Here is a 26,016-nt window from a genome sequence, read left to right as displayed (position 1 = left end):
ATGAGATAACAAACTCACGTTAAAAACGTGATTATCAATGTGTGCTTGTATATTGAAACTTGCAAATACCATAATATGGAAGACACGATTAGGAGCCAATCACCATGCTTGCAGCCATACAGCCTTTCCTACTTTCTTTCATGATTGGTTTACTGATCGGAATAGAGCGGGAACGCAGTCATATCGAAAGCACCAAAGCCCTTGGTATGCGTACTTTTATATTGTTTGCTCTCTTAGGCACGCTGGCAGCAAAAATTAATGATTATAGTTTGACTTTTTCGCTAAGTTTATTTGTTTTTACTGCAATACTACTCAGCTATCTGCGAGCAACCCGAAGCCGCCAAGCAAGCAAAATGATTGGTATTACAACTGAAATGGCAGCAGCAACCGTATTCATGCTGGGTTATTTAATCTTACATCAGGTGCTATTAGCCATTTGCATTGCAACCACCGTATTAATTATTCTTTATGGGCGACGCAGTTTGCATCGTTTTGCCAAAGAAAAAATAACAACAAAAGAAATAGAAGCAGCGATTACCATTCTCATTATCTCTTTAAGTATTATTTCATTTCTGCCCAATCGAATGATTGATCCATGGCAGCTGTTTAATCCACAAAACTTCGGGATTATTTTACTTATCCTAGCAAGCTTGCAATTCGGAGGCTATATTGGTATTCGTCTTTTTGGTGAACATCTGGGCATGATTTTAATTGGTTTTTTTGGTGGTCTGGTCTCCTCTACTGCTGTATTTGCATCACTCTCCCACGCAAAACGCAAGCAAAAGCAAAGCAGTTTTTCAGCCGTTATTGCAGGTGTTTTTGCAACCATTGCAACGCTATTAGGCTTTATAATTGTGCTTTTTGTTGTTGCACCAAGATTACTACAATACATCATCTGGCCAATTCTTGCCGCTATTCTTTTTGGCGGACTATTTTCCTGGATTTTTATGCACCATAATGGTGAACATAAAATCAAAATAACCTATCCTAACCCCCTAGATATTAAAGCCATTATCAAACTTGGTTTATTAATTATGGGCATCTTACTCTTCGTTGCTGCAACAAAACAATACATTGGACCACAAGCATTGCCCCTGACTGCTTTTATCACTGGCTTATTTGAAATTCATGGGATGGCTTACGCCATTGCACTACTTTACAATGAAAAAAGCCTTTCTTTATCAGAAAGCACCCAATTATTAGCCATCGTCGTTACAGCAAGTTTTATTTCTAAATTTGGTCTGATTTGGATAATAGCCCACAACCGTTTCGCTTTTATCATGAGCCTATTTCTAACCGGAATGTTAGGTATTGGGGGAGCGGTTTATTTCTTTTTAATGACAGCGTCAAATAATATTTAATGCTATTATCAATCATCTCTCACCCTTTTATCAAACATCAGAAACAAAGTGGAAGTATACCGTCCGACTATTTTCTGGTAAAAACAGTAAAAACCAACTACGCTTGTAACTGATTTTTATAAAAATTTTGTCGCGAATCTTGCACGGAAAAAGTCTATTATTTATCCCATAAAGAATCCTGGGAGCAAAAATGAGAATAAGTAAAAAAAATTTGCCGACAAAAGAATTAGCGCGACTGCTTGCAGAAGCTAGCATTCCCACGATTGTCAAGGAGTTAAACCATGCGGCAAGGGAGAAGCGCAGTGAATTATTTAATCTCTTATCTCCCAATAGAGCCGATAAAATATTCAGCTATGTAGAACCGGTTCATCAGGCACAAATTATCCAAGATATTGACAGTAAGAAAGCACTTGCATTGCTTGAAAAAATGGAACCCGATGATCGTGCTCGATTGTTTGATGAATTACCTCATGAAACAGTTGAGCGATTTCTTCACCGCTTAAGTGCAAAAGAACGTCGAGCCACCTCTTTACTGCTCAAGTACCCTAATGAAACAGCGGGACGGATCATGAGTCCTTTTTTTATATCACTCCACGCTGAAATGACGGTCGAAGAAGCACTAAAAAAGATTAGAGCAACTGGAAAAGAAGCAGAAACAATATACATCTTGCCAGTAGTAGATGAAAACATGCACCTGGAAGGCGTGGTTGAGCTTGATAGATTAGTTATGGCCGATCCCAAACAAGTGATTACCCAATTAATGTATAAAGAAATAAAAAGTTTCTCTGTCTACGATGATCAGGAAAAAGTCGCACGATTTATTCAATCAACGGATTGGCTTGCGGTACCGATTGTAGAAAAAGGCCACCATCTAGTTGGTCTTGTCACAATTGATGACGCCATGGACATCATGCAGCTGGAGGAAACAGAAGACATCATACGAGGTAGTGCCTCAGGTCCTCTAGGCAACCCCTATCTTTCTGTTCCTGTTTTTCGTTTAATGAAAATAAGAATCATTTGGCTTTCTATGCTTGCCATTGCCGGAACATTGACGGTTAATGTTTTACATGCTTTCGAAACAACACTCAACCAAGTCATCGTTCTTGCTCTCTTTATCCCCTTATTGATTGGTATTGGAGGCAATACCGGCTCACAATCCGCTACAACCATTGTCCGTGCTCTTGCCGTAGACGATGTTCGAGTCAGCGATTTTTTAACCGTTGCCTTACGCGAAACAGCCGTCGGCATTTTGCTTGGGTTGAGCTTAGGGTTGGCAGGCTATCTCATCGTTTGGCTTATCTTTCAGCAAAATATTGCACTCATTATATCATTGAGTTTACTTGCCATCTGCACGATGGCAGCTTTTACAGGGTCTCTTATGCCCATACTGGCCAGAATTTTAAATTTAGATCCCGCTGTAGTCAGCGCACCTTTTGTCTCCACCATTATCGATGCAACCGGACTCTTGATTTATTTTATGATAGCCAAGATGATCATGGGCTTTTAGAACCCAGCTAAACAATTACTTTATTCCACTTCCCATAGGATGAGACAATTCTGCCGCGAGGTATCGTCAAAATGAACAACAATACTGCACATGCAATACTGGCCAACGTTGCAACCAGACTAGCGCCATACATGAACGGTGTTATAAATAATGCCAATGCAAATATCAAATTAATAAAACGTATTGCCCGAACCACTTCTGCCAATGCGGTCACGGTGACCGTAATAATCAAAGAACCAATCAAATGATCGGCATTAGCCATACCTCCTGATGCCTCTAACGTTAAGCGTGTAAACATTAACCAGACTCCAATGGCGATACATGCTAATAAATTCCAGGGTAATGTGATACCACCGCTTAACATTTCTCTGATGATGATATTCGAAGATTGTTCAAAATCATCGTGCTCTCTTTTTTTTCTATTTTCCTCATCCGTATCACCCACAAAGAGAATACGTAACAATGGTCTTCCGGCTCGCCAGCGTCGCCATAAAAACACCCCGGTTGCGATTAACTCATCAAATGAGTAAGGAACTTGAATTAACATGGCCACAGCTGCAATCAGACATAAAGTACACCACGTATCTAGTAAGATAGGCTGAATGACAATAAACGTTATTGATACGACACCTAAAGGAACAATCATAATACCAAACAATAAAACCAGCCACGGCATGGCGCGCCAGCGATTTGCTCCCCCAATGATGCCTGTAAGGATTTCTAAAAGATAAACCACTGCCCCAAGCCCTGCATCCGAGACAGGCCAGGCTTCTGATACATAAGACGTAATGATTTCTTCCGTCCCATTTTTAGGATCATTTAAGCTTCCCGGGAAAAAAGGTTCCCACACATGCTCAATATGACCTAATTGATAAGACGTCAAATAACGAGAAATGAATAACCCTATAAAAGCAAGAATAATAATGGGAAGTCTCTGAAACCAACTTGAAGGCGAATAATCCCAGCCTGGAGGAATAACAGGGCCAGTCATGGCGGCATTGGGAGCCACACCGGCATCCGGACGCACCAATACGGAAAAACCAATGACAAGTGAACCAATCAGTGTATCGTTAAGATACGCAGCTGCCGTAGGAGCCCAAAAGACAAGCGGGGCAAAAATCAACCACAATCCAAGGGCAGCACAAAGCCATCGAACCCCGGAAAATCGCCAGGATAAACATAAAAACGCAAAAAAAATCAATAATATGCCACTAATGATATCACTGAACATAAGGAATGGGGACTGATACTCAAACATGACAGGAGAAGTAAGCAGCCAAAAACCCATCCCGATATTTAAAAAATGGGCCCATAAATTTTGTTGATGTTGTTGTCTAAAATTCGTCTCATAACGTGCCCGTATTTTATCAAGTTGTTTATCTTTCAATGCTTTCATCCAATCCGGCAGAGTCAGTCCATTTTCTTGGTACCACCGTTTGGGATCCTGTTTTAAATGATTGATTATCTTAGGAAGCGTTTCTTTAATCGCATGTTTAGGCGCCCATCGAAGCTTTTCTCGTGCTTTACTAATATCCAGAGCATAATGATCCGATGCCCTGTCAATCATAAAAGGACGAATAAATGGTTTTTCACCTTGATCAAAATCATCTGGAATGATTGGTTCTGATTGTTCTTCTATCCAGGCACCAGCTTTGGCGATAGGTACAGGAATGTTATACAGCTTGGATTTTTCATCATGAATCAAATCCATGATAAGATGCTGTAATGTTTCATAGCTGACGGTTTCAGGTTCTCCGGCAAGAATGATTTCTTTCCCAGCCAATTTATCCTGATGTTGAATTGCTTTTTTAAATAATTCAATCAGATCTTTCTGATGAATAAAAGATTGACCTGTCTTGCAATTTCCAGCATATAAATGACTTTTTATATCTCGCTCATAAATTCTTGCAATCTGGCTCGCCAACGTTGGCACACAGGTAAATTCATTATATAACCCAGCAAGCCTCAGTATAAGATAAGGAATTTTACCATGATGTTTTTCAATGATTTCTTCCGCACGAACTTTCGATTGCGGATAAATCCATTTGGGAGCAAGCGGTGTTTTTTCATTGATCATTTCACCGGGTTCACAAGGCTTATGCGCCAGCATGGTACTGGAATAAATAAATCGCTCAACGACAAAATCCTGCAACGCCGCCAATAATCGTCTTGTCCCTTTAACATTCACTTCTTCATAAAGCGGTGATTCCTCCCCGCTGAAATCAAAATAAGCGGCAAGGTGAATCACCGCTTTGATTTGATCGCCATATTTTTCTTTTAAGAACTTAAATGCTAAAGTAACAGAAGAGTCAGAGGTAATGTCAAAAGCAATATCACAGGTCGCTTCATCTTGATCAAAACCAATCACCTGAAAATCATCTTGCAGCGCCTGCATTAATGATGTACCTATATTTCCTGAAGAACCGGTAATAATAATCATTGGCTTGCGATTTCCCTGAACCATCATTTAAATCCCTTTAAAAATAAAGTTAGAATGCGCTGCTGTTAATCGCGGTAAAAGCTAAGAAATTCCTGTACTGCTTTTCTTGCTTCCTCTTTAGTATAGCCGTAATGTTTTTGTAACTTGCCATAAATTTCTTGCTGATTTCCTTTAATTTCTTCTAAATCATTGTTAGTCAACTGTCCCCAAACTTGTTTTAACTTACCTTTTAGTTCTTCCCATTCACCTTGAAAAATATCCTTGTTCATAATTTATTTCCTTATAGATGCTGAAGATGCTGATTCATATAAGCTTAGCTCACTTTCTATAACTACATGAAAGATCATCCTGTGAAAGAACGAATGTCCTTGCTTCTTTGCGCAAAGTTTTTCCATGGATTTTGTTTTTTTGCCAACCGCCGGAAAATATTTTTCAAATGATAGGATTGTGGACCAAGTGCTTTATCAGCCAACTCTTCCCACTCAATGGGTGTAGCTATTGGTGCATGCCGCAACGCACGCAAAGAATAGGGTGCAACGGCGGTCATTGCGTAATCATTACGCAAATAGTCAATAAAAACCTTATTGCCTCGCTTTTCTTTACGTTGCTCCAGGGTTGTCAGATCGGGGCATTCCTCATGCAATTTTTCCGCAAGTATTCTTGCAATTGTTTTTATTTCTTTAAAGGAACCATAGGGCTTGATTGGAATATGCACGTGCATACCTTTTGAGCCAGATGTTTTGGCAAAAGAAGGCAATGCCAAAGCGTCGAGCAAGTCTTTTAATGCTAAAGCTGCTGTACGAACTTTTTCAAAGTCATTATCGGAAGGATCAAAATCAAAAATGACTTGATCAGGTTTTTTTATATCCGTCATGGTCGCCAAAGCCACATGCAATTCAATTGTATTTTGTCCGGCCAAATAAACCAAATCGCTTGCTTCATCCACCCCAACCATCTTCATGCTTGCATTCTCTTTTTCCATAGGAACAGTGAACCGTTGGATAAAATCCGGAAAATAATCGGGCACATGCTTGTTAAAAAACCCTTCTTTATCAATACCGTCAGGATAACGTTTTAACGTTAAAGGTCTTTTTTTTATCCATGGCAAAATATAGGGCGCAATACGACAATAGTAATTAGCCATATCTTTTTTTGAAATATTATCCTCAGGAAAAAGAATTTTATCCGGATGTGAAATGTCAACATCATTTATTTTCATACTCCGAGCTTGCCTCCATCCTGATGTACCAAATATGATACGGTTAGCCATCTTATGTTTCCTCTTTGCGCACCTCTTTTGCATCCTTATCTTTTCGTAATCCCAAAAACCGGGGATGACGTAATTTATTATTTGATGTCCACTCAGTAAACTCAACTTGAGCAACCAGTTCCGGTTTTATCCAAGTAATACCCTCACTAGATTCAGAAAAATCAATAAAAGGACATGAATCAGACTGTATCGATATCATTCGATTATGTAGAAATTCAAGAAATTCATCATCAAAACCTGTTCCTACTCGCCCGCAATAGTTCAATTGGCTATCTTGGTAATACCCTAACAGTAATGCGCCAAACCCAATTCTTTGGCCTTGAGGTTGGGTGTAACCGCCAATCACAAATTCCCGGCCATGGCTACATTTAAATTTTAACCACTGTTTTGAACGCTGACGCACATACTGGCTCTTTGCCTGTTTAGCAATCACCCCCTCCCAGCCTTTGGCACAAGCTTCTTGCAAATATTCTTCACCTCGTTCATTGCGATGCGGTAAATATCGAATTGCAGAAGACTCAAAAGAAAAAGCCTTTTTCAGAATCGCTTTGCGTTTTCTTAGCGACAATTCCTCTAGGCTGTAACCATCAAGATAAAGAATATCAAACACATAGGCAAATACTGGATATTTCTTGATTAGCTTGTCTTTAGGATTTTTAACATGCATACGATTTTGCAGCCTGGCAAAACTGGTAATTTTCCCATCAAAAGTAACCAATTCGCTATCCAGAATAAAACGTCCTGGAAATTCTTTTAAAGCTTGACTTATTTCCGGATAAAAATCATTTTGCTCTTTATGGTTGCGCGACAACAATTTAACTCGCTTCCCTTTTTTATGCAGCAAACAACGTTCACCATCAAGCTTACGCTCGTAAATCCATTCTTTATCAGAAAAATAGTCCTTGGTGAGCATTGCCAGCATAGGAGAAATAATATCATCCTGATCTTTCTCGATTAATTTTTTCTTTATTTTGTCAGGCAAGTCTTTCAGAACTTTATTCATCATGTTGTTCTTCTTTGGCAATTTCTTCTATGGAACGATCACTTAAAACAGAATCAGGTTCAGTATTGACAGGATTACGTCTAGCATCAGCAAATTCATCATCCAACTTAAAAATAACCCATTGCTCTTTTTCTTTTCTTTTACGAAGGCGCGCAAGCGCATAACCTCCTTGTAGCTTTTTACCGTTCAGTTTAAATTTGAATGCCCCTTCTTCAAGAGCCTCCGTCATGGATTTTTCATCTTTGTCCACCATCACTTCATAGTCACCAATATCCCATACTAATACAGTTCCTGCGCCATATTCCCCCTCAGGAATAACTCCTTCAAATTGAGCATAGTCTAATGGATGGTCCTCTGTTCTTATTGCCAAACGCTTTTTATTTGCAACCGTTGATAGACCTTTAGGCACAGCCCATGACACTAAAACATCCTCGTTTTGCAACCTAAAATCATAATGCAAATGACTTGCATCATGTTTCTGAATGACAAAAATACGCTGGGATTTTTTAGAGGCCTTACCCTCTTTCGGCTCTTTTGTTTTCTTAAAATTTCTTTTCTTTTTATAAGCGTCTAAATCATGCTTGGGCATTATAAATTCTCGCTTTCAGTTTTTATTGGTGTCTAAAGGACAGGAATAACGCTCGAGCTTGGAAATAATAGTAGTCACTGATTTAGCATAATGCCATTGATGAATGACGGTTGCTTAAAAAATAGGAATTAGCCACTCATAGAAAATACAACTATTTTAAATAGTTAGCGAACTGCTCATTTAATGAATTTCCTTTTACCGATTTTTAAAAAAACTATTGAGCATTAAGTCATTTATGAGGTATGTTGAAATAACTCCCGAGAAAATTGGGTTTGGTACAAGCAATGGTCATTTAAGGACAAATGCAATTTGCCAACTAGCTCGGTAAATACTCAGAGCAGACCAAAATGGATAAGCTTTAGCATAAGGAGGAAATTATGGCTACAGGCGAAGTTAAGTGGTTTAATAATGCCAAAGGCTGGGGGTTTATTGTGCCAGAAGGCGGCGGGGATGATATTTTTGTTCATTTTTCTGCTATTCAAGGCGCTGGTTATAAAACCCTGATTGCAGGTCAGACAGTTAGCTTTGACTTAGAACGCGGAGATCGCGGTTTGCATGCAACGAATGTTTCAGCACTGCCAGAAACAGCAGAAGCAGAATAGTACAACACGATGCTTATGTTTGTGGTATCGAATGCATTGATGACACAGCAGCAAGTGCTGCTGTGTCGTTTATGATAAAATAAATTCCACACCTATGATGGTACACAGAATCAAAGCATAATATAATGCGGTCTGAGTATTCACTAGCGTTTTGCACATGAAAGATGGTTTGCTATTAATCAATCTTGGTACGCCGGATCTTCCCGATACTACATCAGTCAGGCGATATCTGCGAGAATTTCTTAGTGATAAACGAGTAATTAATTTACCCATACTCGTGCGTTATTTTATTCTTTATTGTTTCATACTCCCATTCAGGCCCCAAAAATCCGCACAAGCTTATCAAGCCATCTGGACTCAAGACGGTTCTCCATTGCTGCAACACAGTCGAAATTTACTGAGGAAATTGCAATCTCGGCTTGGTGGACATTGCAAAATTGCTCTCGGCATGCGATATGGGAAACCCTCTATTGAGCAGGCATTAATGGAATTACAACACTGTGAAACGATAACGGTATTACCACTTTATCCGCAATACTCATCGGCCGCTACTGGCTCCACACTAGCCAAGGTGTTTCACCTTCTTGCCAAACAAAATATCATTCCATCAATAGCCATTATACGCGATTTCCACCAAAATGCGGGTTATATTCAAGCGCAAGCAGAAAAGATAGCGCCATACATAACCACGCATGATTTCATTCTTTTCAGCTATCATGGCATACCGGAAAATCATCTACACGTCGGAGCATGCAAGAAAAGTTGCCCCAACGATTGCTGTCCGGAAACGTCTGCTCATCCTAGCTGTTATCGTGCCCAATGCTTTCGTACAACTGCATTACTAGCCAAGGCTTTGTCTTTAACGAAACAGCAATACAGCACTTCATTTCAATCAAGATTGGGTAAAACCATTTGGATAAAACCTTACACGGATAAAATGCTTACTGATTTAGCTGCTCGTGGTATTAAACGACTTGCGATCGCTTGCCCTTCTTTTGTAGCAGATTGCCTAGAAACACTGGAAGAAATCGGTATACGAGCCAAAGCGCAATGGCATCAACTGGGCGGTGAGCAACTTACTCTGATTCCATGTATTAATGACAGTGAAATCTGGGTAAATGCCATTGTTGCACTGACCAAACCGAACTGCCGCGCAAATCCCTTGCCTGATTGAAAAAAGAGAGTCACATTGCAAAAATCGTTTTTTATGCTATATCCATTCGAAAGACCGTTTAATTTTTAATCTCAGTTACAGGCAATCCGCGTAGCCCACAAGCGATGCCTCTATCTGACTTCCTAAAGGAGGTTAGCATGAGTAATAAACAATTTTCAGAACGTCTTAACAAAGAATTAGATGACATTGGCGTGCCGCAAGAAAACCATGAGCGCGTAGAAGTATTTGCCAAACTAATTAAAATACCAAGATTTAAGGCGGAAGCCATATTAAATGGCAATATAAACCTTGAAGCACCATTACTAAATCTATTGGCTGAAGAGTTAGAAGTCAGCGCCGATTGGTTATTAGGTAGAAGTGATAAAAAACAAAATTAATTGTGACCATTCACCACATTTTGAATGCCTTAGGGGAAAAGTCAGATTGGAGTGCAGGTTAAATGGCGTGAACAGTTACAATTAATTTTCCTTAATGTCGGTCCTTACCCTTGAAAACGTTTATTAATGCTAATAGGCTTAGCATGTTTTTCAATATACTGGATGATTTCACCAGCAATATCAATTTGCGTTGTTTTTTCAATGGCTTCAAGGCCTGGCGAAGAATTAATCTCTAGAATTAATGGCCCGTGATTCGATCTTAATATGTCAACGCCTGCCACCTTAAGTCCCATGGTTTTTGTTGCGGCAACCGCAAGTGCCCGTTCTTGCGAGGACAGTTTAACTTTATAAGCCTTTCCCCCTTGATGAACATTTGCACGAAACTCTCCTTCTTTCGCCTGTCGTTTTATCGCGGCCACCACCTTATCACCAACCACGAGACAACGAATATCCGTACCGTGCGATTCGGATATAAACTCCTGCAACAAAATATTAACGTGCATTTCCTTAAATGCATTGATAATACTAACCGCCGATTGCTGACTATCAGCCAAAATAACGCCTTTACCCTGCGTTCCCTCCAGTAATTTAATCACCAAAGGCGTCCCCCCGACCATACGAATCAAATCTTCTGCATCATCTGGAGATTGAGCAAAACTTGTCAATGGCATTGGAATGCCTTTGCGAGCCAACAACTGTAAAGAACGAAATTTATCTCGCGAACGTGAGATGGCGATCGACTCATTCAAAGTATACATACCCATGGTTTCCATATGACGCAGTACCGCTGTACCATAAAATGTATTAGAACTGCCAATACGCGGAATAACAGCATCAAAATGTGGCAAAGCCTCCCCACCGCGATAATGAACCTTTGGATTTGAAGCTGCAACATTCATGTAACAGTACAAAAAATTAATGATTTTAATTTCATGACCTGCAGCCTCGCCGGCGGCTTTCAAACGCTGGTGTGAGTATAAATTAGGGTTTGTCGCTAATATCGCGATTTTCATGACTACTAACCTTAGTTATTATTAGCAGATTTCACAGCCAGTGAACCCGCATGGTTTAATGATTATCCTACCTGATAAAAACATATTAAAAATTCATGCGCACGCATCCCGCACACAGCCAGACGTAAACAATCTATGGATTTGCTACTGCACAGATCATATGGAAAGTGTAGATCACCTTAACCGCACTTACAGGGTATTCTCACAAAAAATTATTGCTTAATAATTCATACCCACTCACATACGGAACACATTAAACCGTCATCAATGGACATTGATAAGATGTTCTCCGATTGAACCAATCATTTTTTGCTTATGAGATCAACAATAGATAATCATCAGCTAGATTATCGGCTTGATGAGGCACCGTAAAAAAGGCACTCAATTGACCTTTAGGATTAAATAATAAGACCGTACCTGTATGCTCAATGTCATAGTTTTGCGGATCTTCATTGTTTTTGAGAGCAATTTTTGCATAGGCAATCCCCAATTCACGAGTCATGGCCCTGATTGTACGTTTATCCCCACGAGCACCGTAAAAGTTAGGATTAAAGGCATGAACGTAATGCTCCAATTTTTCCAGATTATCTCTCTTTGGATCAATAGAAACCATAACCACCTTAGGTAGTGTTTTCACTCTTTTTTCTTCCAATAAGCGATACATCTTGCCAAGCTCAGCCATCGTGGTTGGACAAAGATAACCACAATTGGTAAAACCAAAAAACATCATCGTCCATTGCCCTTGCAAACTTGCATTATTAAATGGTTGTTGATCCGTGCCAGTTAAGGCAAAAGAATTAACTTCTCGTGGTTCATTCAACAAGGTACCATGAAATTTGCTCTCATCAATTTTTTTTGTCTTATGAATATATTGTGAAAAAAATACGCCCGATATTAAAGCAACGAACGCAACTAAAACCACCACGGTTAAAGTCACACCATTTTTTTTATTAGCCATTTGTTCCCCTTACAAATAATGATCCAGCAATAAAAACAAAAATAATAACATTAAGTAAATAATGGAAAATCTAAACGTGCGCATGGCCACAACTGGTTGTTCACTGCGATATAAAACAACAGCCCAATATAAGAAACGAGCACCTAACAATAAAACACCGGTCAAATAAAACCAACCACTCATCTTGACAATAAAAGGCAGCATGCTAACGACGACCAGTAAAATGGTATATAACAACACATTTAATTTAGTAAATTGTATTCCGTGGGTAACAGGCAGCATGGGAATTTCGGCATGTTGATAATCTTCAAAACGATAAATCGCCAACGCCCAAAAATGCGGCGGCGTCCACGTAAATATAATCAACACTAAAAGCAAGGCTTGTGGATCTAGTTGATTCGTCACAGCCGTCCAACCCAGTAAAGGAGGGGCTGCACCAGCTAAGCCACCAATGACGATATTTTGCGGCGTAGCACGCTTTAGATAGCCAGTGTACACACCAGCGTACCCAATTAACGTCATAAAGGTTAATGTTGCTGTGAGTGCGTTGACAAAGAAAATCAGCACAACAATCCCCATACTTCCCAGGACAAGTGCAAACCAAGAAGCTTGCTTCACAGAAATTCGTCCATGGGCGATTGGCCGTTTTCTAGTTCGCATCATAATGGCATCAATCCGCTTATCCAGCAGATGATTGATTGCAGCAGCACTTCCTGCACATAACCCAATCCCAACAAGGGAAGACCCCAACAAAGTTAATGACACCCAGCCGGGAGTTGCAAGATACATACCAACGACAACCGTAAGTAACATTAATGCCACCACCCGAGGCTTGCATAATTCTAGATAATCTCGCCAGGTTGTATGGACGTATGAATTACTATTGAGGTGCATGAACACCTCCCTTGGATAAATAAAGCAGGCTGAACATCGTAACCAAAAGCAATGCAGCCACGCCATTATGTGCAACAGCAACCCATAAAGGGAGTAAGTAAATTACATTCATCACCCCTAATGAGAATTGTATTAATACCAGCGCAATAGCCAACATGGCAACCATGCGTAAATAAGTTGCACGAAATCGTGCAATCATTAATCCTGAAAGTAAAATAACAAACCCTGCTGTCGTAACAGCACCTAAACGATGAATGAATTGAATGGTTACTCGAATATGGGAATCCAACAGACCGCCCTGATAGTTAAGACCAACTGGTGAAAATAAATTAAAGCCTTGCGAAAAATCTAATTCGGGAAACCATAGACCATTACATTTGGGAAAACCAACGCAAGCAATTCCTGCATAGTTTGAGCTCACCCATCCCCCTAATCCAATTTGAACAAAAACAATAACTGTGGTCAAAATAACCCAAAAACGCCACCTCGGCAGAGATTGCCCTTTAACATCGCTTAATTGCCAACGAAAATAACAAAGTCCTGCAAAAATCAATAGGCCTCCCAGTAAATGAGCCATCACAATCACTGGAAGCAACTTCAAAGTGACCGTCCACATGCCTAACATCGCCTGAAATATCACTAAGCCAACTAATGAAAAAGGCAAGATTTTCGGTATTTTTCTTAACGGGTGGGAAAATAAAAAAGTACAGATAAAAATAATTAAAATTAATAAGCCCAATGTCCCCGCAGCATAGCGATGCACCATCTCGGTCCATGCTTTTTGCCTCTCGAATTGCTTGTCAGGAAATTGTTTTTGCACAAGTGATAAATTGCTTTTTTCCGTTGGTAATATCATATGACCATAACATCCAGGCCAATCCGGGCATCCTAATCCCGCATCCGTCAGTCTTGTATAAGCACCCAACATAACCACAGTCAATGCTAAAGTGATTGCCAACATTGTTATTTGGCGTAATATTTTTAATTCCATCAAATCATTACTCTTTTACATTCAATAAGCGTTTAATATCATGAAAAATATCCTCCGGCTTGGTATCTGGCGAATAAGCAAGCACCAAAAATCCATTGGGATTTTCAAGATATATTTGGGGTGTGGGTGGTAAAGCAGGTAACCGTGCATGATTACCCGCTGTCAATTTTAACACATGAATATCCTGGTCACGCAAAACATAAGTTAAACGATCAGACAGCGGCGGCACATCAGGCTTCATTAACAAACAAGATTCAACTTCATATAAGTGCCGGCCTAACGCCAAGCGAATTCTTGCCAGCTTATTTAATTGCTGTACGCACTGTTTCTTACATCCGTCCGGACTCCATAGCAATACCCGCCATTTCGCTGCAATGTCATGGGGTGAAATCAATATTGGAGGATTTAACAATTCACCTTTATTGGTTTTTGTTGCGCCCAGCCATTGCGGATGACTATAAAAAAAATAAGCAAAAAGCCCCGGGGAGGCAAATAATAAAACCAGTGCAACAGGAACAAAATACTTACGATAAAAAACATTCATGCTTTTTTCTTACTATTTAAGGCAACAAACAAGACAAAAATAACGAATGCTATGGCAAACCATTGGAATGCATAAGCGTAATGTCGCTGCGGAGACATTGAAACAATAGGCCATTCTCGAATAAAACCATTCGCTTCTTTCTTATCAAGTCGAATAATAAACGGATGAACTGATTTATGCAAAAACTGACTGGCAATTTTCGTATCAATCGATTCGATAATCAACTGATTCTCTTTTTTTTCAAAGGGTTGCCCAAGTAAAATCTTTTTTTCAGATGGATAGTAACTACTACCTATTATTTCAATAATACTAAGTGGAGTCTTAATGACTGGCAACGATTGTCTAGTCACATCACCAGCGACCCAACCTCGATCCACTAAAATGATTTGATGATTGGTCAGTTGAAAAGGAGAAAGAACATGATATCCAAACTGATGCTGATGATGTTGGTTGTCCAATAACACGACCTGCGAAAGAAAATGCCCCCGAACCTTAATCCGCTGATACTGAGCGGGCGGCTTGTCCAACGGAGACCAATCCATAGGTAATTGATTTAAAAATTTTTTTTCTAACTGAAGCATCTGCTCTTTCTCATGAGCTCGTTCCAATTGCCAATAGCCCAATCTCATAAAAATCAAGATTGCAGCCAATGTTAGTATTGCCATAGGCCAATTTAAGATGAAACGAATTTTAAAACCGGTTAAACTTAACATCTTTTATCTATCATAATTTGCAAAGCACTTTAGTCTATGGCAACTGCTTAAAAAAACCAGGAGTATAGCAATGTTTACTAAAGCCATCATCATTCTTGCTATGTTAATTATACTGGCAGCACTGGCAAGCAGTCTTATTTTTCTTGTCAAAGATGAAGGTAAATCCAAACGCACCGTTAAAGCGTTAACTTGGCGAATTGGTTTATCACTTTGTCTATTTGTTTTTTTATTTTTGGCGTTTGCCCTTGGCCTTATATCGCCTCATTCCATTCTATAAAATAGAAGTAAACAAAAACTCAGTTAAAAGTATGATGTACTTTACATTAAAAAGTAGATCGCTTATTTTGATTTAAATCTGAATGCCGAATGCAATGTGTCTGGTTATCCAAATACTCCAAGGCAGGATGATAGGCTAGAGATACAATAAAAATGATAAAAATTGAGTTAAGGTAAGAGGCAAAATGAGGCGTATTCTTTATTTCCTATTAACCATATCTGTTTCTGCTCATGCCGATACGATTGATCATTATATGAATATTGTTAACAATATTCCAAAAATGGAAATGAGGGCTGACCCACAATCACAAGCATGGGCCAGGTCAGCCAGGAATATCCTTACATTAACTTGTGAGAGTATTGCCGAAACATTGACTCTAGCTAACGATTCAGCAAAATCGCAAGGAGCACCATTATTTTGCTTGCCTGCAGGTGTCCAGCTTAAAGCAGCCACACTTGATAGCCTGATTCAACAAACTTATCGCGAAATTTCAAGTCAACAAAGTGATAAAAACAAAATGAGTGTATCACAGGTTGCCCTAATAGGAGTCAGTAAACAATACCCCTGTCAACCGAAAAATACCCAAACCAATCAGATGATTTCAGCAAACAGTCAATTATTTTCCTCAAACAATCAAGCGAATGCAATGCTCCACCAAAATGCAACTTATCCCCAAGATAAATCCTGGGGCACTACAGGTTAGGACAATGAGACAGATTCATTGTCCTAATTTTCATTAAATTCTTCAAAGGCCTCCAAGGCTTCAGCAGCATACATAAGCGAAGGACCGCCACCCATATAAATTGCCATCGCCAAAGTTTCAAGCAATTCCTCTCGACGGGTTTGGAGTTTAACTAACGTTTGGGCATGAAATCCTATGCAACCAGGACAATGGTTCGCAACGGCTAATGCCATAGCAATTAATTCTTTGGTTTTCTTATCCAAAATGCCATCTTTACTCGCCGCTTGTGAAATGGCAGCAAAACCAGACATAACCTCTGGCATTTCTTTACGCATCTTTCCAAGCTGTGTCGTAATATCCTTGGTAATTTGTGTGAATTTTTCTGACATAACATCATCCTTATTATTATCATTAATTAATGATAGAGAGATACTTCGCAAGATAAAATATACAAGTGATTTTATTTATAATCCAAGCTTTATTAAACTTTTTCTTAGTTCCTTTCTATTGCTCTTAAAGGCTTCGCTTTTGTAAAGGGGGGCGAGACCCTTGCCTATATAGAGAGTGCATAAATCCATTTAAATGGACTTTCATTATTTATTATGGCCAACATCCAATATCATAGTATATTCTAAAAAAAGTTCATCCATTATTAGTGGGTGTCATCAATGACACGCCCAGCTATTTTAAATATATCTTAAGCGTGGAATGCAAAAAATGCCCCTCAGAACATTACGTTTTTTCATAAAATTATTGTTTACAATTGCAATCGTAGCTGGACTAGCTTACTTTTTCAGAAACCAACTTATCCCTCTGTTTTTTCAACCCACCGCAACCACCGTACAGGCAGGGAAAAACTCAATCTCAACTCATGCTGAAGTCGTTGCCAATGATTTAACCGCACCGTGGGAAATGGCATTTTTACCAAATGGCGACATGCTAATTACTGAACGCCGAGGAACCTTGGTAAGAATTGGTAAGATTAAAACACGTATTAAAATTCCAGAGGTGGATGCCAGTGGGGAAGGTGGGCTTTTAGGAATGGCGCTTGACCCTGAATTTGAAACAACATCGTATTTGTATCTTTATAAGACTACTCGTAGAAATGGAACCTTACAAAATGAGATTGTACGCTATACTTATAATGCTGAAGGTGAGCTTCGGAACAAAACCATCATTTTTAATAACATTCCAGCCGCTCGCTTCCATAATGGTGGCCGCCTATTATTTGGACCAGACGGTTATTTATATGTGACCACAGGCGATGCCCAACAACGCTCATCAGCACAGAACACCCAATCTCTTGCAGGAAAAATATTACGTATTACTAAAGATGGGAAGCCTGCCCCAAATAATCCATTTTCCTCCGCAATTTATTCATATGGTCACAGAAACCCACAAGGATTGGCATGGGACGAACAAGGTCGGTTGTGGGCAACAGAACACGGTGAACGAGGAAATGATGAGGTCAATTTAATATTGTCTGGACATAATTATGGCTGGCCTGTGATTCAAGGCCAAGAGACCGCTCAAGGAATGATGGCTCCTGCTTTAACTTCAGGGAAAAATGAGACTTGGGCACCATCTGGCATCACCTATTTAAATAGCAGCCTCTATTTTGGTGGGTTAAGAGGACAAACACTTTATGAAGCCAAACTTGATGAAAATCAATCAGGATTCCGACAACTTTTAGGACATTTTCGCAAACAATATGGCCGCATAAGAAATGTAATCGTTGGTCCTGATCATTTTTTATATATCATGACTTCAAATAAAGATGGTCGAGGACAACCTGCTGCTAACGATGATCGGATTATCCGAATTAATCCAAAATCGCTTAAATAAAATCATCATCCAGCATGTTTTCACTTCATTGCCACGCCTTAGTGGTGCAATTCAAAGGCCAACGCTCAATGATTTCATATTGCCCAGGTCCTGAAGTTATTGTTGATTTTAGCAAATAAAAATCATTAATAAACCAGGATAAAGATGGAATCGAGCGCGTCTCAACTGGCTGCAACCATTTACGGGCAATAGTCACATGCGGGAGATAAGATGACCTATCGGGCTTAAACCCTACCGTAATTAAACCATGGGTAAGATGGTTCAACAGCTGTGCCAATTCAATTGGTTTTTTTTCCATGCCTAACCAACAAACCTTGGCTTTTAGCCAGCAGCCCGCTTCATTGATTTTTAATTTGAACGCTGGACTCTTTATTTGGGCCGCCATACGTTTTACTGCTTGCAAAAAATCGGGATGAAGACTTCCCAAATAAGCTAAGGTGATATGTAGATTTTTAATAGCAACAGCAGAGCAAGTCGCTTCGGCAATAATTTCCTGACCACGTTTATAAAGCGCTGCAGCTGTTTTTTCATCAGGATATAATGCAAAAAAATAACGCTCCTTTCCAATAAGAGGTAATTGTGGGTGTTTTTCAGGGGCACAGCGTTGAATCAATCCTTGCAGTGCAACTTGCACGGCTTGTTGACGTACCGTTATTCTATTTCCTTTAAAAATATAACATTGGCTATGTATAGGTTGAAAATCCCCAGCCCATGCTATCCATACCAGGCCAACGGGTTTTTCGCTGCTACCGCCATCAGGGCCTGCTACCCCAGTAATGGCCACACTCACTTGTGCCTCACTATGTGCAATAACTCCATGAGCCATAGCCCGAGCAGTTGCTTCACTGACAGCACCTTGCGAACGTATTGTTTGCGGCGAGACAGCCAGCATTTGTTCTTTAGCTTTATTATTATAAGTAACAAAAGCTCGATCAAACCACAGAGAACTACCTGGTACATCGGTGATTGCAGCGGCAAGACTCCCTCCCGTACATGATTCTGCCACCGCGCATCGTATTTTACGTTTCAGTAAAATTGTACCTAATTGTTCTGCAAGCTGATAGATTGCATTTGACATTCGATCTTTGCCTCAAAGAATGATTTATAATCATGCAAATTTATTGAAATATTTCTTGCAAAAAATCAGTCATTGCTTGCCAGGAGCGTCGTTCTGCTTTCGCATCATAGACTGTACCCAACGTCTCATCATGCGCTTGCGGATTGGTAAAAGCATGTTTTGTATGACCATACATATGAACTTGCCAATCAACCTTTGCTGCCGTCATCTCCTGACAAAATGCCATCACCTCTCCAGACGATACCATTGGATCATCGTACCCATGTAAGGCCAAGACTTTGGCCTTGATGGTGTGCTCAGAAAGCCCTTCCGGTTTATTTAGCAGACCATGAAAGCTGACTGCCCCTACAATAGTTGCACCGCTGCGTGCTAAATCTAAAGCACAAAGACCTCCAAAACAAAAGCCAATGACAGCGATGCGTTTATGATCAGCCTCAGCCATCGTTATCAAAGCATCCAGACCTGCTTGTATACGATCGCGCAACAAGAGTCGATCATTAGCTAAAGGCTCCATTAACGCTTTCTTTTCCTCTATGGATTTACCCTGACGACCAAGGCCATAGAGATCTATAGCAAAACCAATGTATCCCATATTTGCCAACTGCTCTGCTTTCTGGCAAGCAAATTCGTTTCGTCCAGTCCAATCGTGGATAACCAATACTGCGGGTCTTGGTTTCGTTGTTTGATTATCATAAGCAAGATAACCATGTAATTCCTGCTCTCCATGGTAGTATACATAGTTAGACGAATGCATCACAAATCCTTGTCTTAAAATTTACTGATTAACAGTCTAATTCGATATTCGCAAATGTCCAGGAAATAGCTGATAAATCCACCTGCATCTATTTTTTGTGGCTTGAATGTCGCGATATCATCGTCGCTGACGCCTGATCCGTCGGTAGTATAATCATTTCATGAATGTTAACGTGTGCAGGACGCGTTGCACAATAAAACACGGCATCCGCAACATCATCAGCAGAAAGCGGTTCCATTCCCTCATAAACGGCTGCTGCACGCTCTTTATCGCCTTTAAAGCGCACCAAGCTGAAATTGGTTTCAACAGCACCTGGGTCAACAGAACTCACTCTGATTTTTGTACCCAATAAATCCTGCCGCAACCCCTCAGATAATGCCTTAACTGCATGCTTGGTCGCACAATAGACCGCCCCCTTAGGATAAACCTGGTGACCCGCAATAGAACCAATATTAATCACATGCCCGAAATTTCGCTCAACCATTTGCGGAAGAACTGCGCGAGTAACGTACAATAACCCTTTGACATTCGTATCGATCATCTTTTCCCAATCGGCAACATCAGCCTCGTAAATTGACTCAAGACCAGCAGCCAGCCCCGCGTTATTGATTAAAATATCAATGTTTCTCCAACCTGTGGGCAAATCATTGAACGCATTTATCACTTGAGCCTGTTTACAAACATCTACTGTGAACATATGAATATCTGCATCATGCTCTTCTTGTAATTGCTCAGCAAGATCATGAAGCAGCTCAAAACGGCGGGCACATAATAACAACTTGGCTCCAGCCTGAGCAAATTGTTTGGCGCATGCAGCGCCAATGCCGCTAGATGCTCCAGTTATCAATACAATTTTATCTTTTAACATGGATAACTAACCTCTTCATGACTTATTAAGTTTATGCTCTATCTTGTCCTATTTATTTGTGTAAATATAACAAAATGACCAATGGTGATTTAGCCTGGATGCATTCGGCAAACACATGATTAAAGGAGTTTATATGAAAACCATCATGACACTGTGCACAATGTTAATATTGCTCATTCCAAACATTGGCCAGGCTAAAGCGAGCCAAACGCCTTCCAATCCCAAACCTTGTTCACTTGAACAATTAAAAACAAACGAAACGTTAAAGAGATATTTGAATTTTTCTAAAGATCCCGCCGGATTATCCGTAGAATCCAAAGAGAATGATACCAATGTTCCTCATTTATTCCAACAATACGCTTCTCAACACCAATGCGCTGTCTATACCATTTCTATGATGGAGCTGGTAAAAGGTTTATTAAAAGGTTCAACAAGCAACCTATTTAATAACGATCCTCCTTCTGATGTTCAATCTGAGCAAAACAACATCCGCAAAAAATTCATCGTGATTGATGGAGATAAAGCTGTCTGCATCAAAAAACTTGGTTTACAGCTACCTTTAATGGAATTTTTGCCTAAACACAGCAAGACTCATCAAAACAGATAAGGATTTCAATGATGAATAAAAAAATAACAATGTATTTATTAATTGCTTTATCAGGATCTTCTGCATTTGCTGAAATTACAACAAAATCACAAGAACCAAAGGCGAACGTACAAAAAAGTTTAAGTGATTATCCTGTTTGTAAAACTGAAATTTTGGCTCAACAACTTGATAAACAATTTACAGTGGTTTACTTAAAAGATGAGCTTGCCAATTACAATTATTATCTTATTAAAGATTCTTCAGAATTAAATGCCGATAACATTCGTAAAGCAGTTTGTGAGTTTATTTTAAATAACAATTGTTATCTTTATTGGGGAAATGTAGCTAATCTTGCTATACTCGCTTCGAAGAAAGCTGCATGGTTTCCGGCAGATACAAGCCCTCACTATATGTTATCGCCCATCATTACCTGTAATAAAGCAGTAAAAACAGTAAAAACAACTCCTAAAAACAATGACGATTGAAGAAAATAAATTACTATTAAAACAAGCATTTAAAGCAATCTTTGAACATGAGGTTGTCGACGAGAAAACAATTGCCGCATTCTTTTCTAAAGATTATCGGCAATGGGTAGACGGCCATGAACTGGATTATCAAGATTTTATACAACACATTCAGGCACAGAAAAAACGAGTAGCCACCGTGTCCATCGATTTCAAATCTATGATTGCCGAGAATGATAAAGTCGCAACGGTTCATTTAATTGATGCTATTACGAGAGAAGGCGCTCCTGTACGAGGTAAAGTCATTGCCCAGTTTACTATTAAAAACAAAAAAATCGTTGCGTGTGAGGAATTAACATTTCTTCATGAAGCCCAAGAAAAAGATAAAGATTTGGGCTCCGCACGTTAAGGTATGATGATGGAGCATCAGTCTAGGGTTTTTCGATAGCGTTTAAAACCAATCAACATCACAATACCCATAAAACCAATAATAGGAATAATCTCACGCCAAACATCAAGCAAATCATTGCCTTTTAAAAGAAGGCCGCGAACGATGATTAAAAAGTGCGTAAGCGGCAGCAGATTACCCAAGAATTGTGCCCATTCCGGCATGCCACGGAAAGGAAACATAAACCCTGATAATAAAATGGAGGGTAAAAAAAACATGGCGCTTTGCACCGCTTGCAATTGGTTGCTTGCCAGCGTAGAAAAAGTTAATCCCATGACTAAATTCGCAGCAATAAAGGGTAAGCAAAGGATTAATAACAACAGAATACTCCCTTGCATTGGCACCCCGAATAATAATTTGGCCATCAATAAAATCAGCAGAATTTGCACATAACCGACAATAATATAAGGAAGAACCTTGCCAATCATGACCTCAAGCGGCCTAAGCGGTGTTGCCAGCAGATTTTCCATAGTCCCTCTTTCATATTCTCGAGTAATTGCCAATGCAGTAATCACCACCATCGTCATGGTCAACACCACACCAAGCAAGCCAGGAACAATATTATAGGCTGTGATGGCCAAAGGATTGTATACTGCATAAACCAAGGGAATATAAGGAGGAGGACTTGCACGAAGCGATTCAAGAGGACCCGTTAAGTCCTCGTTTAGTGCCAAATGTGCCAACTCACTGAATACCTTTACTGCCTGGCTAGTAGCCGCTGGATCTGTGGCATCGGCTTCTAATAACAAGGAAGGCTTTAAGCCTTTGAGCAAATCATAGGAAAAATCAGGAGGAAAATTAACCACAAATTGCACTTTTCCTGTTTTTAATAAATAACTTGCTTCTTTTTCTGATGAAGACGGACTGATGAATTGGAAATACGTTGAATTTTCCATGCTCTTTAAAATTCGACGGCTCATATCACTATGATCATTACCAACAATAGCCGTAGGTAAATGGCGAGGATTAAGATTAATGGCATAACCAAATAAAATCAATTGAATCAAAGGGATACCGACAATCATAGCAAACGTTGCTTTATCTCGGCGTATTTGAATAAATTCCTTAATAATCATCGCCAATAAGCGTGAATTAATCCAGAATTTCAATTCTGCTCTCCCGGGGATTGTCTGACCAAGCTTAAAAAAGCATCCTCCAAAGTAGATTCAATTTCGTACCAGCAAATATCGTGTTCTTTTTTTAAGACGTCCAAACCCTTTTCAATGTCTTCTACATTAAAACCACAGACATGAATATGCCTGCCAAATAATGCTGCCTGGATCACTCCATCAATTTGTTTAGCTTTTTGCAGCAATGTTGTTGTAACGTCGCCACGAATTTCCCATGTCTTTAGTTTTGTGCTCTTGATGACTTCATCAACAGTACCGGTAATTAACAATTTTGAGTGAGCAATGTAAGCCAATCGTGTACATCGCTCCGCTTCATCCATATAGTGCGTCGTCATCAAGGTTGTTACTCCTTGCTCACTTAACGAATGAATTCTATCCCAAAAATCACGTCGTGCAATGGGATCAATACCTGCAGTAGGCTCATCCAGCAACAGCAAATCAGGTTCATGCAACATACAAGCCGCTAATGCCATCCGCTGTTTCCAACCGCCTGATAACTCCTCGGCTAATTGATTCTGCCGCCTTGTCAAATCAAAACTCTCCATGATGCACGTTACTCGCTGCTTACGCTTATTAAGTCCATACACACTGGCAATAAAATTCAGATTTTCCTTTTTTTACTTGCAAATCAACATCATTAACCACAACCCGATCATCAAATGATTTACGTAACTTATGAACATCAATGACAATTTCACGCGTCATATTTAATACCGTATACACAAACAGGTTGGCCGGGCTTAAATTGACTGGGATGTTCTATGCTCGCTTTAACTCTAAAAACGAGCTTATCGTTATTTTCACGACTGTAAACCAATGGTGGAATATATTCAGCTTTGGGAGAAATATAACGAATGGTTGCTTGATTTTTTTTTATCACAGCCGTCACAGGTAAAGAAAATGGTTTGACTGAGATGTATTTTAGCTAGTTCTTGGACTGGGATAAAAAATTCAATGCGCGTGTTCCTTGGCGTCAGCAGAGATAAAACAGCCTTTTGATTGCCAACAAACTCACCTTCCTGATAATAGGTATCCAGAATCACGCCGTTTTCAGGCGCAACAACATGTTTTTGCGCCAATCGCCATTTCGCCTGATTTAATTGCGCTATCAAGGCATTTATTCTTGCCTCTTGTGCATTAATTTGTTCTTCTCTGCTTCCTAATAATGCCAATTCCTTAAATCTTGCCAATGCCTCATCAAGATTATCTCTATCAGTCGCATCTCTTTCATATAAAGTACGGTATCGATTGACACGCAACTTAGCCAGCTGCAATTGCTCATCCACTTGTGAAATTTTTGCATTGATAGCAGCAATTTCAGGGATTCGCTTTGGATCTTGCAAATCGTTATAAATCTTTCTTGCCTGGACTATATCCGCTTGCCTTTCCTTTTGCCTTTCCTTGATTATCAACGCTTCCGGATTTTCATCAAGTTTGAATAATAATTCATTTTTCTTAACCTGCTGTCCTCGCTCAACAAATTTTTTTACCAAAACCCCAGAATAAGGCGAAGCAAGATAGATTGCCTCACCCTCGATGTAACCTTGATATTGATTATGGTTTGGCTTACCACAACCAATCATACAGATGATCAATATTAAACTTGTTATATTTTTAACGTTCATTCATCCTGTACCCACGTCACATTATGCCGATTCTTTATTGAAGTATGACTCGATTAAGATATAGCATACCCTTAAAATTTATTGAGAACAGCAAACATTATGAATAACTCAATCCAATCTTATCAAGACAAATATCCTATCATTGGACAACAAGTCTATATTGATTCAAAAGCGGTGATCATTGGTAATGTAACGATTGGAGATGAAGTTTCCGTATGGCCCATGGCAGTCATTCGCGGAGATGTCCATTCAATTCATATTGGAAATTCATGCAATATTCAAGATAGCGCTATTCTGCATGTCACTCATGACGGTCCACACACTCCAGGTGGACAACCGCTCATATTAGGAGAGGGCGTTACGGTTGGTCATCAAGCCGTACTGCATGGCTGCCGCATTGATAATTATTGCTTAATTGGCATAGGGTCGATCATTCTCGATGGTGCTTATCTTGAAAATCACCTCATGATCGCCGCAGGCAGCCTAGTTCCTCCCGGAAAACATCTAAAAAGTGGGTATTTGTACTTAGGCCGTCCTGTCCAACCAATACGACCATTAACCCAAGAAGAATTAAATCATCTTGAATATTCAGCAAAACACTACGTCAAATTAAAAAATAACTATCTACGAAAAAATAATATGGCTAATTTTTAGGTCTGTTGACCATTCAGCGAAAAAAAAGCGGCGTGAAGCCGCTTTAGGAAAAAAGCCCTGGCGATGCCCTACTTTGACATGGGGAAGCCCCACACTATCATCGGCGTACGTTTGTTTCACTTCTGAGTTCGGGATGGGTTCAGGTGGTTCCAAACGGCTATGGTCGCCA

The 26,016-nt window shown here is 39.7% G+C and carries 31 protein-coding genes and 1 rRNA gene; 12 read left to right on the top strand and 20 right to left on the bottom strand.

Going from position 1 to position 26,016, the window contains the following annotated elements; all coding sequences use genetic code 11:
* Window positions 1–104 precede the first annotated feature (104 nt).
* A complete protein-coding gene (locus tag E1O52_RS11850; protein ID WP_133128918.1) occupies window positions 105–1,361 on the top strand; it encodes an MgtC/SapB family protein in 1,257 nt (418 codons plus the stop codon).
* Window positions 1,362–1,551: 190 nt separating this feature from the next.
* A complete protein-coding gene (mgtE, locus tag E1O52_RS11845) occupies window positions 1,552–2,868 on the top strand; it encodes a magnesium transporter (RefSeq protein WP_133128917.1) in 1,317 nt (438 codons plus the stop codon).
* A gap of 7 nt (window positions 2,869–2,875) precedes the next feature.
* Here mgtE and E1O52_RS11840 read toward each other — a convergent pair whose 3' ends face one another.
* The 5 genes from E1O52_RS11840 to E1O52_RS11820 all read right to left on the bottom strand — a co-directional run bounded on the left by E1O52_RS11840 (window position 2,876) and on the right by E1O52_RS11820 (window position 8,170).
* Window positions 2,876–5,335, bottom strand: coding sequence for a vitamin K epoxide reductase family protein (locus E1O52_RS11840; protein WP_207384206.1), 2,460 nt, complete (start codon window positions 5,333–5,335; stop codon window positions 2,876–2,878).
* 38 nt (window positions 5,336–5,373) lie between these two features.
* The gene (locus E1O52_RS11835; RefSeq protein WP_133128916.1) at window positions 5,374–5,577 is read right to left on the bottom strand and encodes a CsbD family protein; all 204 of its coding nucleotides are present in this window, start codon (window positions 5,575–5,577) and stop codon (window positions 5,374–5,376) included.
* 74 nt (window positions 5,578–5,651) lie between these two features.
* The gene (ligD, locus tag E1O52_RS11830; protein WP_133128915.1) at window positions 5,652–6,527 is read right to left on the bottom strand and encodes a non-homologous end-joining DNA ligase; all 876 of its coding nucleotides are present in this window, start codon (window positions 6,525–6,527) and stop codon (window positions 5,652–5,654) included.
* A gap of 52 nt (window positions 6,528–6,579) precedes the next feature.
* Window positions 6,580–7,584 (bottom strand): non-homologous end-joining DNA ligase, encoded by a 1,005-nt coding sequence (gene ligD, locus E1O52_RS11825; protein ID WP_207384205.1) that lies wholly within the window; start codon window positions 7,582–7,584, stop codon window positions 6,580–6,582.
* Window positions 7,574–8,170, bottom strand: coding sequence for a DNA polymerase ligase N-terminal domain-containing protein (locus tag E1O52_RS11820; RefSeq protein ID WP_133128914.1), 597 nt, complete (start codon window positions 8,168–8,170; stop codon window positions 7,574–7,576). Before E1O52_RS11820 ends, ligD (E1O52_RS11825) begins: the two co-directional genes overlap by 11 nt.
* 377 nt (window positions 8,171–8,547) lie before the next feature.
* Here E1O52_RS11820 and E1O52_RS11815 point away from each other — a divergent pair, with 377 nt between their 5' ends.
* The 3 genes from E1O52_RS11815 to E1O52_RS11805 all read left to right on the top strand — a co-directional run bounded on the left by E1O52_RS11815 (window position 8,548) and on the right by E1O52_RS11805 (window position 10,323).
* Window positions 8,548–8,772 carry a cold-shock protein gene (locus E1O52_RS11815; RefSeq protein WP_133128913.1) on the top strand — a complete coding sequence of 75 codons (225 nt, stop codon included), beginning with the start codon at window positions 8,548–8,550 and terminating at the stop codon, window positions 8,770–8,772.
* A 157-nt stretch (window positions 8,773–8,929) separates the two neighbouring features.
* Window positions 8,930–9,946, top strand: a complete 1,017-nt coding sequence (hemH, locus tag E1O52_RS11810; RefSeq protein WP_133128912.1) for a ferrochelatase — start codon at window positions 8,930–8,932, stop codon at window positions 9,944–9,946.
* Between the two features lie 137 nt (window positions 9,947–10,083).
* Window positions 10,084–10,323, top strand: coding sequence for a hypothetical protein (locus tag E1O52_RS11805; RefSeq protein WP_133128911.1), 240 nt, complete (start codon window positions 10,084–10,086; stop codon window positions 10,321–10,323).
* Between the two features lie 104 nt (window positions 10,324–10,427).
* Here the strand turns inward: E1O52_RS11805 and rimK are convergent, their stop codons facing one another.
* The 6 genes from rimK to E1O52_RS11775 all read right to left on the bottom strand — a co-directional run bounded on the left by rimK (window position 10,428) and on the right by E1O52_RS11775 (window position 15,436).
* On the bottom strand, window positions 10,428–11,336 hold the full coding sequence (gene rimK, locus E1O52_RS11800; RefSeq protein ID WP_133128910.1) for a 30S ribosomal protein S6--L-glutamate ligase: 909 nt from the start codon (window positions 11,334–11,336) through the stop codon (window positions 10,428–10,430).
* A gap of 313 nt (window positions 11,337–11,649) precedes the next feature.
* Complete coding sequence (locus tag E1O52_RS11795; RefSeq protein WP_133128909.1) at window positions 11,650–12,294, bottom strand: SCO family protein; 645 nt, start codon at window positions 12,292–12,294, stop codon at window positions 11,650–11,652.
* Between the two features lie 9 nt (window positions 12,295–12,303).
* Entirely contained in the window at window positions 12,304–13,188 is an 885-nt protein-coding gene (gene cyoE, locus E1O52_RS11790) for a heme o synthase (protein ID WP_133128908.1), read from the bottom strand.
* On the bottom strand, window positions 13,175–14,179 hold the full coding sequence (locus E1O52_RS11785; RefSeq protein WP_133128907.1) for a COX15/CtaA family protein: 1,005 nt from the start codon (window positions 14,177–14,179) through the stop codon (window positions 13,175–13,177). Before E1O52_RS11785 ends, cyoE begins: the two co-directional genes overlap by 14 nt.
* A 7-nt stretch (window positions 14,180–14,186) precedes the next feature.
* Window positions 14,187–14,723, bottom strand: coding sequence for a thioredoxin domain-containing protein (locus E1O52_RS11780; protein WP_133128906.1), 537 nt, complete (start codon window positions 14,721–14,723; stop codon window positions 14,187–14,189).
* Window positions 14,720–15,436: an SURF1 family protein gene (locus E1O52_RS11775; RefSeq protein WP_133128905.1), complete on the bottom strand. Its 717-nt coding sequence runs from the start codon at window positions 15,434–15,436 to the stop codon at window positions 14,720–14,722. The genes E1O52_RS11780 and E1O52_RS11775 overlap by 4 nt, the downstream gene beginning before the upstream one ends.
* Before the next feature lie 70 nt (window positions 15,437–15,506).
* On the opposite strand from E1O52_RS11775, the gene E1O52_RS11770 reads away from it, so the two are divergent.
* On the top strand, window positions 15,507–15,713 hold the full coding sequence (locus tag E1O52_RS11770) for a twin transmembrane helix small protein (RefSeq protein ID WP_133128904.1): 207 nt from the start codon (window positions 15,507–15,509) through the stop codon (window positions 15,711–15,713).
* Window positions 15,714–15,897: 184 nt separating this feature from the next.
* Complete coding sequence (locus E1O52_RS11765) at window positions 15,898–16,416, top strand: phosphatase (protein ID WP_341272577.1); 519 nt, start codon at window positions 15,898–15,900, stop codon at window positions 16,414–16,416.
* 23 nt (window positions 16,417–16,439) lie between these two features.
* On the opposite strand, the gene E1O52_RS11760 is transcribed toward E1O52_RS11765, so the two are convergent.
* Entirely contained in the window at window positions 16,440–16,784 is a 345-nt protein-coding gene (locus tag E1O52_RS11760; protein ID WP_133128903.1) for a carboxymuconolactone decarboxylase family protein, read from the bottom strand.
* A 328-nt stretch (window positions 16,785–17,112) separates the two neighbouring features.
* Between E1O52_RS11760 and E1O52_RS11755 the strand changes: the two genes are divergently transcribed.
* Complete coding sequence (locus E1O52_RS11755) at window positions 17,113–18,240, top strand: PQQ-dependent sugar dehydrogenase (protein ID WP_165474817.1); 1,128 nt, start codon at window positions 17,113–17,115, stop codon at window positions 18,238–18,240.
* A gap of 25 nt (window positions 18,241–18,265) precedes the next feature.
* Here the strand turns inward: E1O52_RS11755 and thpR are convergent, their stop codons facing one another.
* From thpR to E1O52_RS11740, 3 genes are all read right to left on the bottom strand, one after another.
* Window positions 18,266–19,318: an RNA 2',3'-cyclic phosphodiesterase gene (thpR, locus tag E1O52_RS13225; RefSeq protein WP_165474816.1), complete on the bottom strand. Its 1,053-nt coding sequence runs from the start codon at window positions 19,316–19,318 to the stop codon at window positions 18,266–18,268.
* A 40-nt stretch (window positions 19,319–19,358) separates the two neighbouring features.
* Window positions 19,359–20,072: a dienelactone hydrolase family protein gene (locus E1O52_RS11745; RefSeq protein ID WP_133128901.1), complete on the bottom strand. Its 714-nt coding sequence runs from the start codon at window positions 20,070–20,072 to the stop codon at window positions 19,359–19,361.
* 88 nt (window positions 20,073–20,160) lie between these two features.
* The gene (locus E1O52_RS11740) at window positions 20,161–20,940 is read right to left on the bottom strand and encodes an SDR family oxidoreductase (RefSeq protein ID WP_133128900.1); all 780 of its coding nucleotides are present in this window, start codon (window positions 20,938–20,940) and stop codon (window positions 20,161–20,163) included.
* Window positions 20,941–21,073: 133 nt separating this feature from the next.
* On the opposite strand from E1O52_RS11740, the gene E1O52_RS11735 reads away from it, so the two are divergent.
* Genes E1O52_RS11735 through E1O52_RS11725 form a run of 3 tightly spaced genes read left to right on the top strand, consistent with a single transcriptional unit; the run spans window position 21,074 to window position 22,399 of the window.
* Window positions 21,074–21,547, top strand: a complete 474-nt coding sequence (locus E1O52_RS11735) for a hypothetical protein (protein WP_133128899.1) — start codon at window positions 21,074–21,076, stop codon at window positions 21,545–21,547.
* 8 nt (window positions 21,548–21,555) lie between these two features.
* Complete coding sequence (locus tag E1O52_RS11730; protein ID WP_133128898.1) at window positions 21,556–22,011, top strand: hypothetical protein; 456 nt, start codon at window positions 21,556–21,558, stop codon at window positions 22,009–22,011.
* Complete coding sequence (locus E1O52_RS11725) at window positions 22,001–22,399, top strand: nuclear transport factor 2 family protein (RefSeq protein WP_133128897.1); 399 nt, start codon at window positions 22,001–22,003, stop codon at window positions 22,397–22,399. Before E1O52_RS11730 ends, E1O52_RS11725 begins: the two co-directional genes overlap by 11 nt.
* Window positions 22,400–22,416: 17 nt before the next feature.
* Here the strand turns inward: E1O52_RS11725 and E1O52_RS11720 are convergent, their stop codons facing one another.
* From E1O52_RS11720 to E1O52_RS11710, 4 genes are all read right to left on the bottom strand, one after another.
* Window positions 22,417–23,547: an ABC transporter permease gene (locus tag E1O52_RS11720; RefSeq protein WP_242602242.1), complete on the bottom strand. Its 1,131-nt coding sequence runs from the start codon at window positions 23,545–23,547 to the stop codon at window positions 22,417–22,419.
* Window positions 23,544–24,113, bottom strand: coding sequence for an ATP-binding cassette domain-containing protein (locus E1O52_RS11715; RefSeq protein WP_207384204.1), 570 nt, complete (start codon window positions 24,111–24,113; stop codon window positions 23,544–23,546). Before E1O52_RS11715 ends, E1O52_RS11720 begins: the two co-directional genes overlap by 4 nt.
* A 28-nt stretch (window positions 24,114–24,141) precedes the next feature.
* Window positions 24,142–24,273 carry a hypothetical protein gene (locus E1O52_RS13420; protein WP_278043960.1) on the bottom strand — a complete coding sequence of 44 codons (132 nt, stop codon included), beginning with the start codon at window positions 24,271–24,273 and terminating at the stop codon, window positions 24,142–24,144.
* Between the two features lie 125 nt (window positions 24,274–24,398).
* A complete protein-coding gene (locus tag E1O52_RS11710; RefSeq protein WP_133128896.1) occupies window positions 24,399–25,193 on the bottom strand; it encodes an HlyD family secretion protein in 795 nt (264 codons plus the stop codon).
* A 99-nt stretch (window positions 25,194–25,292) separates the two neighbouring features.
* On the opposite strand from E1O52_RS11710, the gene E1O52_RS11705 reads away from it, so the two are divergent.
* Entirely contained in the window at window positions 25,293–25,847 is a 555-nt protein-coding gene (locus tag E1O52_RS11705) for a gamma carbonic anhydrase family protein (protein WP_133128895.1), read from the top strand.
* 55 nt (window positions 25,848–25,902) lie between these two features.
* On the opposite strand, the gene rrf is transcribed toward E1O52_RS11705, so the two are convergent.
* A 5S ribosomal RNA gene (gene rrf, locus E1O52_RS11700) occupies window positions 25,903–26,016 on the bottom strand; the annotation flags it as partial.

The organism is Legionella nagasakiensis, assembly GCF_900639915.1.
In the GTDB taxonomy this organism is placed as follows: Bacteria; Pseudomonadota; Gammaproteobacteria; order Legionellales; family Legionellaceae; genus Legionella_A; species Legionella_A nagasakiensis.
The sequence above is the reverse complement of the archived record's forward strand: the minus strand, read 5'-3'. Positions and strand labels throughout refer to the sequence as shown.

Excerpts from the sequence above, each read along its gene's own strand:
- E1O52_RS11850 (WP_133128918.1), top strand. The coding sequence starts at position 105 with ATGCTTGCAGCCATACAGCCTTTCCTACTTTCTTTCATGATTGGTTTA.
- mgtE (WP_133128917.1), top strand. The coding sequence starts at position 1,552 with ATGAGAATAAGTAAAAAAAATTTGCCGACAAAAGAATTAGCGCGACTG.
- E1O52_RS11840 (WP_207384206.1), bottom strand. The coding sequence starts at position 5,335 with ATGATGGTTCAGGGAAATCGCAAGCCAATGATTATTATTACCGGTTCT.
- E1O52_RS11835 (WP_133128916.1), bottom strand. The coding sequence starts at position 5,577 with ATGAACAAGGATATTTTTCAAGGTGAATGGGAAGAACTAAAAGGTAAG.
- ligD (WP_133128915.1), bottom strand. The coding sequence starts at position 6,527 with ATGAAAATAAATGATGTTGACATTTCACATCCGGATAAAATTCTTTTT.
- ligD (WP_207384205.1), bottom strand. The coding sequence starts at position 7,584 with ATGATGAATAAAGTTCTGAAAGACTTGCCTGACAAAATAAAGAAAAAA.
- E1O52_RS11820 (WP_133128914.1), bottom strand. The coding sequence starts at position 8,170 with ATGCCCAAGCATGATTTAGACGCTTATAAAAAGAAAAGAAATTTTAAG.
- E1O52_RS11815 (WP_133128913.1), top strand. The coding sequence starts at position 8,548 with ATGGCTACAGGCGAAGTTAAGTGGTTTAATAATGCCAAAGGCTGGGGG.
- hemH (WP_133128912.1), top strand. The coding sequence starts at position 8,930 with ATGAAAGATGGTTTGCTATTAATCAATCTTGGTACGCCGGATCTTCCC.
- E1O52_RS11805 (WP_133128911.1), top strand. The coding sequence starts at position 10,084 with ATGAGTAATAAACAATTTTCAGAACGTCTTAACAAAGAATTAGATGAC.
- rimK (WP_133128910.1), bottom strand. The coding sequence starts at position 11,336 with ATGAAAATCGCGATATTAGCGACAAACCCTAATTTATACTCACACCAG.
- E1O52_RS11795 (WP_133128909.1), bottom strand. The coding sequence starts at position 12,294 with ATGGCTAATAAAAAAAATGGTGTGACTTTAACCGTGGTGGTTTTAGTT.
- cyoE (WP_133128908.1), bottom strand. The coding sequence starts at position 13,188 with ATGCACCTCAATAGTAATTCATACGTCCATACAACCTGGCGAGATTAT.
- E1O52_RS11785 (WP_133128907.1), bottom strand. The coding sequence starts at position 14,179 with ATGGAATTAAAAATATTACGCCAAATAACAATGTTGGCAATCACTTTA.
- E1O52_RS11780 (WP_133128906.1), bottom strand. The coding sequence starts at position 14,723 with ATGAATGTTTTTTATCGTAAGTATTTTGTTCCTGTTGCACTGGTTTTA.
- E1O52_RS11775 (WP_133128905.1), bottom strand. The coding sequence starts at position 15,436 with ATGTTAAGTTTAACCGGTTTTAAAATTCGTTTCATCTTAAATTGGCCT.
- E1O52_RS11770 (WP_133128904.1), top strand. The coding sequence starts at position 15,507 with ATGTTTACTAAAGCCATCATCATTCTTGCTATGTTAATTATACTGGCA.
- E1O52_RS11765 (WP_341272577.1), top strand. The coding sequence starts at position 15,898 with ATGAGGCGTATTCTTTATTTCCTATTAACCATATCTGTTTCTGCTCAT.
- E1O52_RS11760 (WP_133128903.1), bottom strand. The coding sequence starts at position 16,784 with ATGTCAGAAAAATTCACACAAATTACCAAGGATATTACGACACAGCTT.
- E1O52_RS11755 (WP_165474817.1), top strand. The coding sequence starts at position 17,113 with ATGCCCCTCAGAACATTACGTTTTTTCATAAAATTATTGTTTACAATT.
- thpR (WP_165474816.1), bottom strand. The coding sequence starts at position 19,318 with ATGTCAAATGCAATCTATCAGCTTGCAGAACAATTAGGTACAATTTTA.
- E1O52_RS11745 (WP_133128901.1), bottom strand. The coding sequence starts at position 20,072 with ATGCATTCGTCTAACTATGTATACTACCATGGAGAGCAGGAATTACAT.
- E1O52_RS11740 (WP_133128900.1), bottom strand. The coding sequence starts at position 20,940 with ATGTTAAAAGATAAAATTGTATTGATAACTGGAGCATCTAGCGGCATT.
- E1O52_RS11735 (WP_133128899.1), top strand. The coding sequence starts at position 21,074 with ATGAAAACCATCATGACACTGTGCACAATGTTAATATTGCTCATTCCA.
- E1O52_RS11730 (WP_133128898.1), top strand. The coding sequence starts at position 21,556 with ATGATGAATAAAAAAATAACAATGTATTTATTAATTGCTTTATCAGGA.
- E1O52_RS11725 (WP_133128897.1), top strand. The coding sequence starts at position 22,001 with ATGACGATTGAAGAAAATAAATTACTATTAAAACAAGCATTTAAAGCA.
- E1O52_RS11715 (WP_207384204.1), bottom strand. The coding sequence starts at position 24,113 with ATGGAGAGTTTTGATTTGACAAGGCGGCAGAATCAATTAGCCGAGGAG.
- E1O52_RS13420 (WP_278043960.1), bottom strand. The coding sequence starts at position 24,273 with ATGACGCGTGAAATTGTCATTGATGTTCATAAGTTACGTAAATCATTT.
- E1O52_RS11710 (WP_133128896.1), bottom strand. The coding sequence starts at position 25,193 with ATGAACGTTAAAAATATAACAAGTTTAATATTGATCATCTGTATGATT.
- E1O52_RS11705 (WP_133128895.1), top strand. The coding sequence starts at position 25,293 with ATGAATAACTCAATCCAATCTTATCAAGACAAATATCCTATCATTGGA.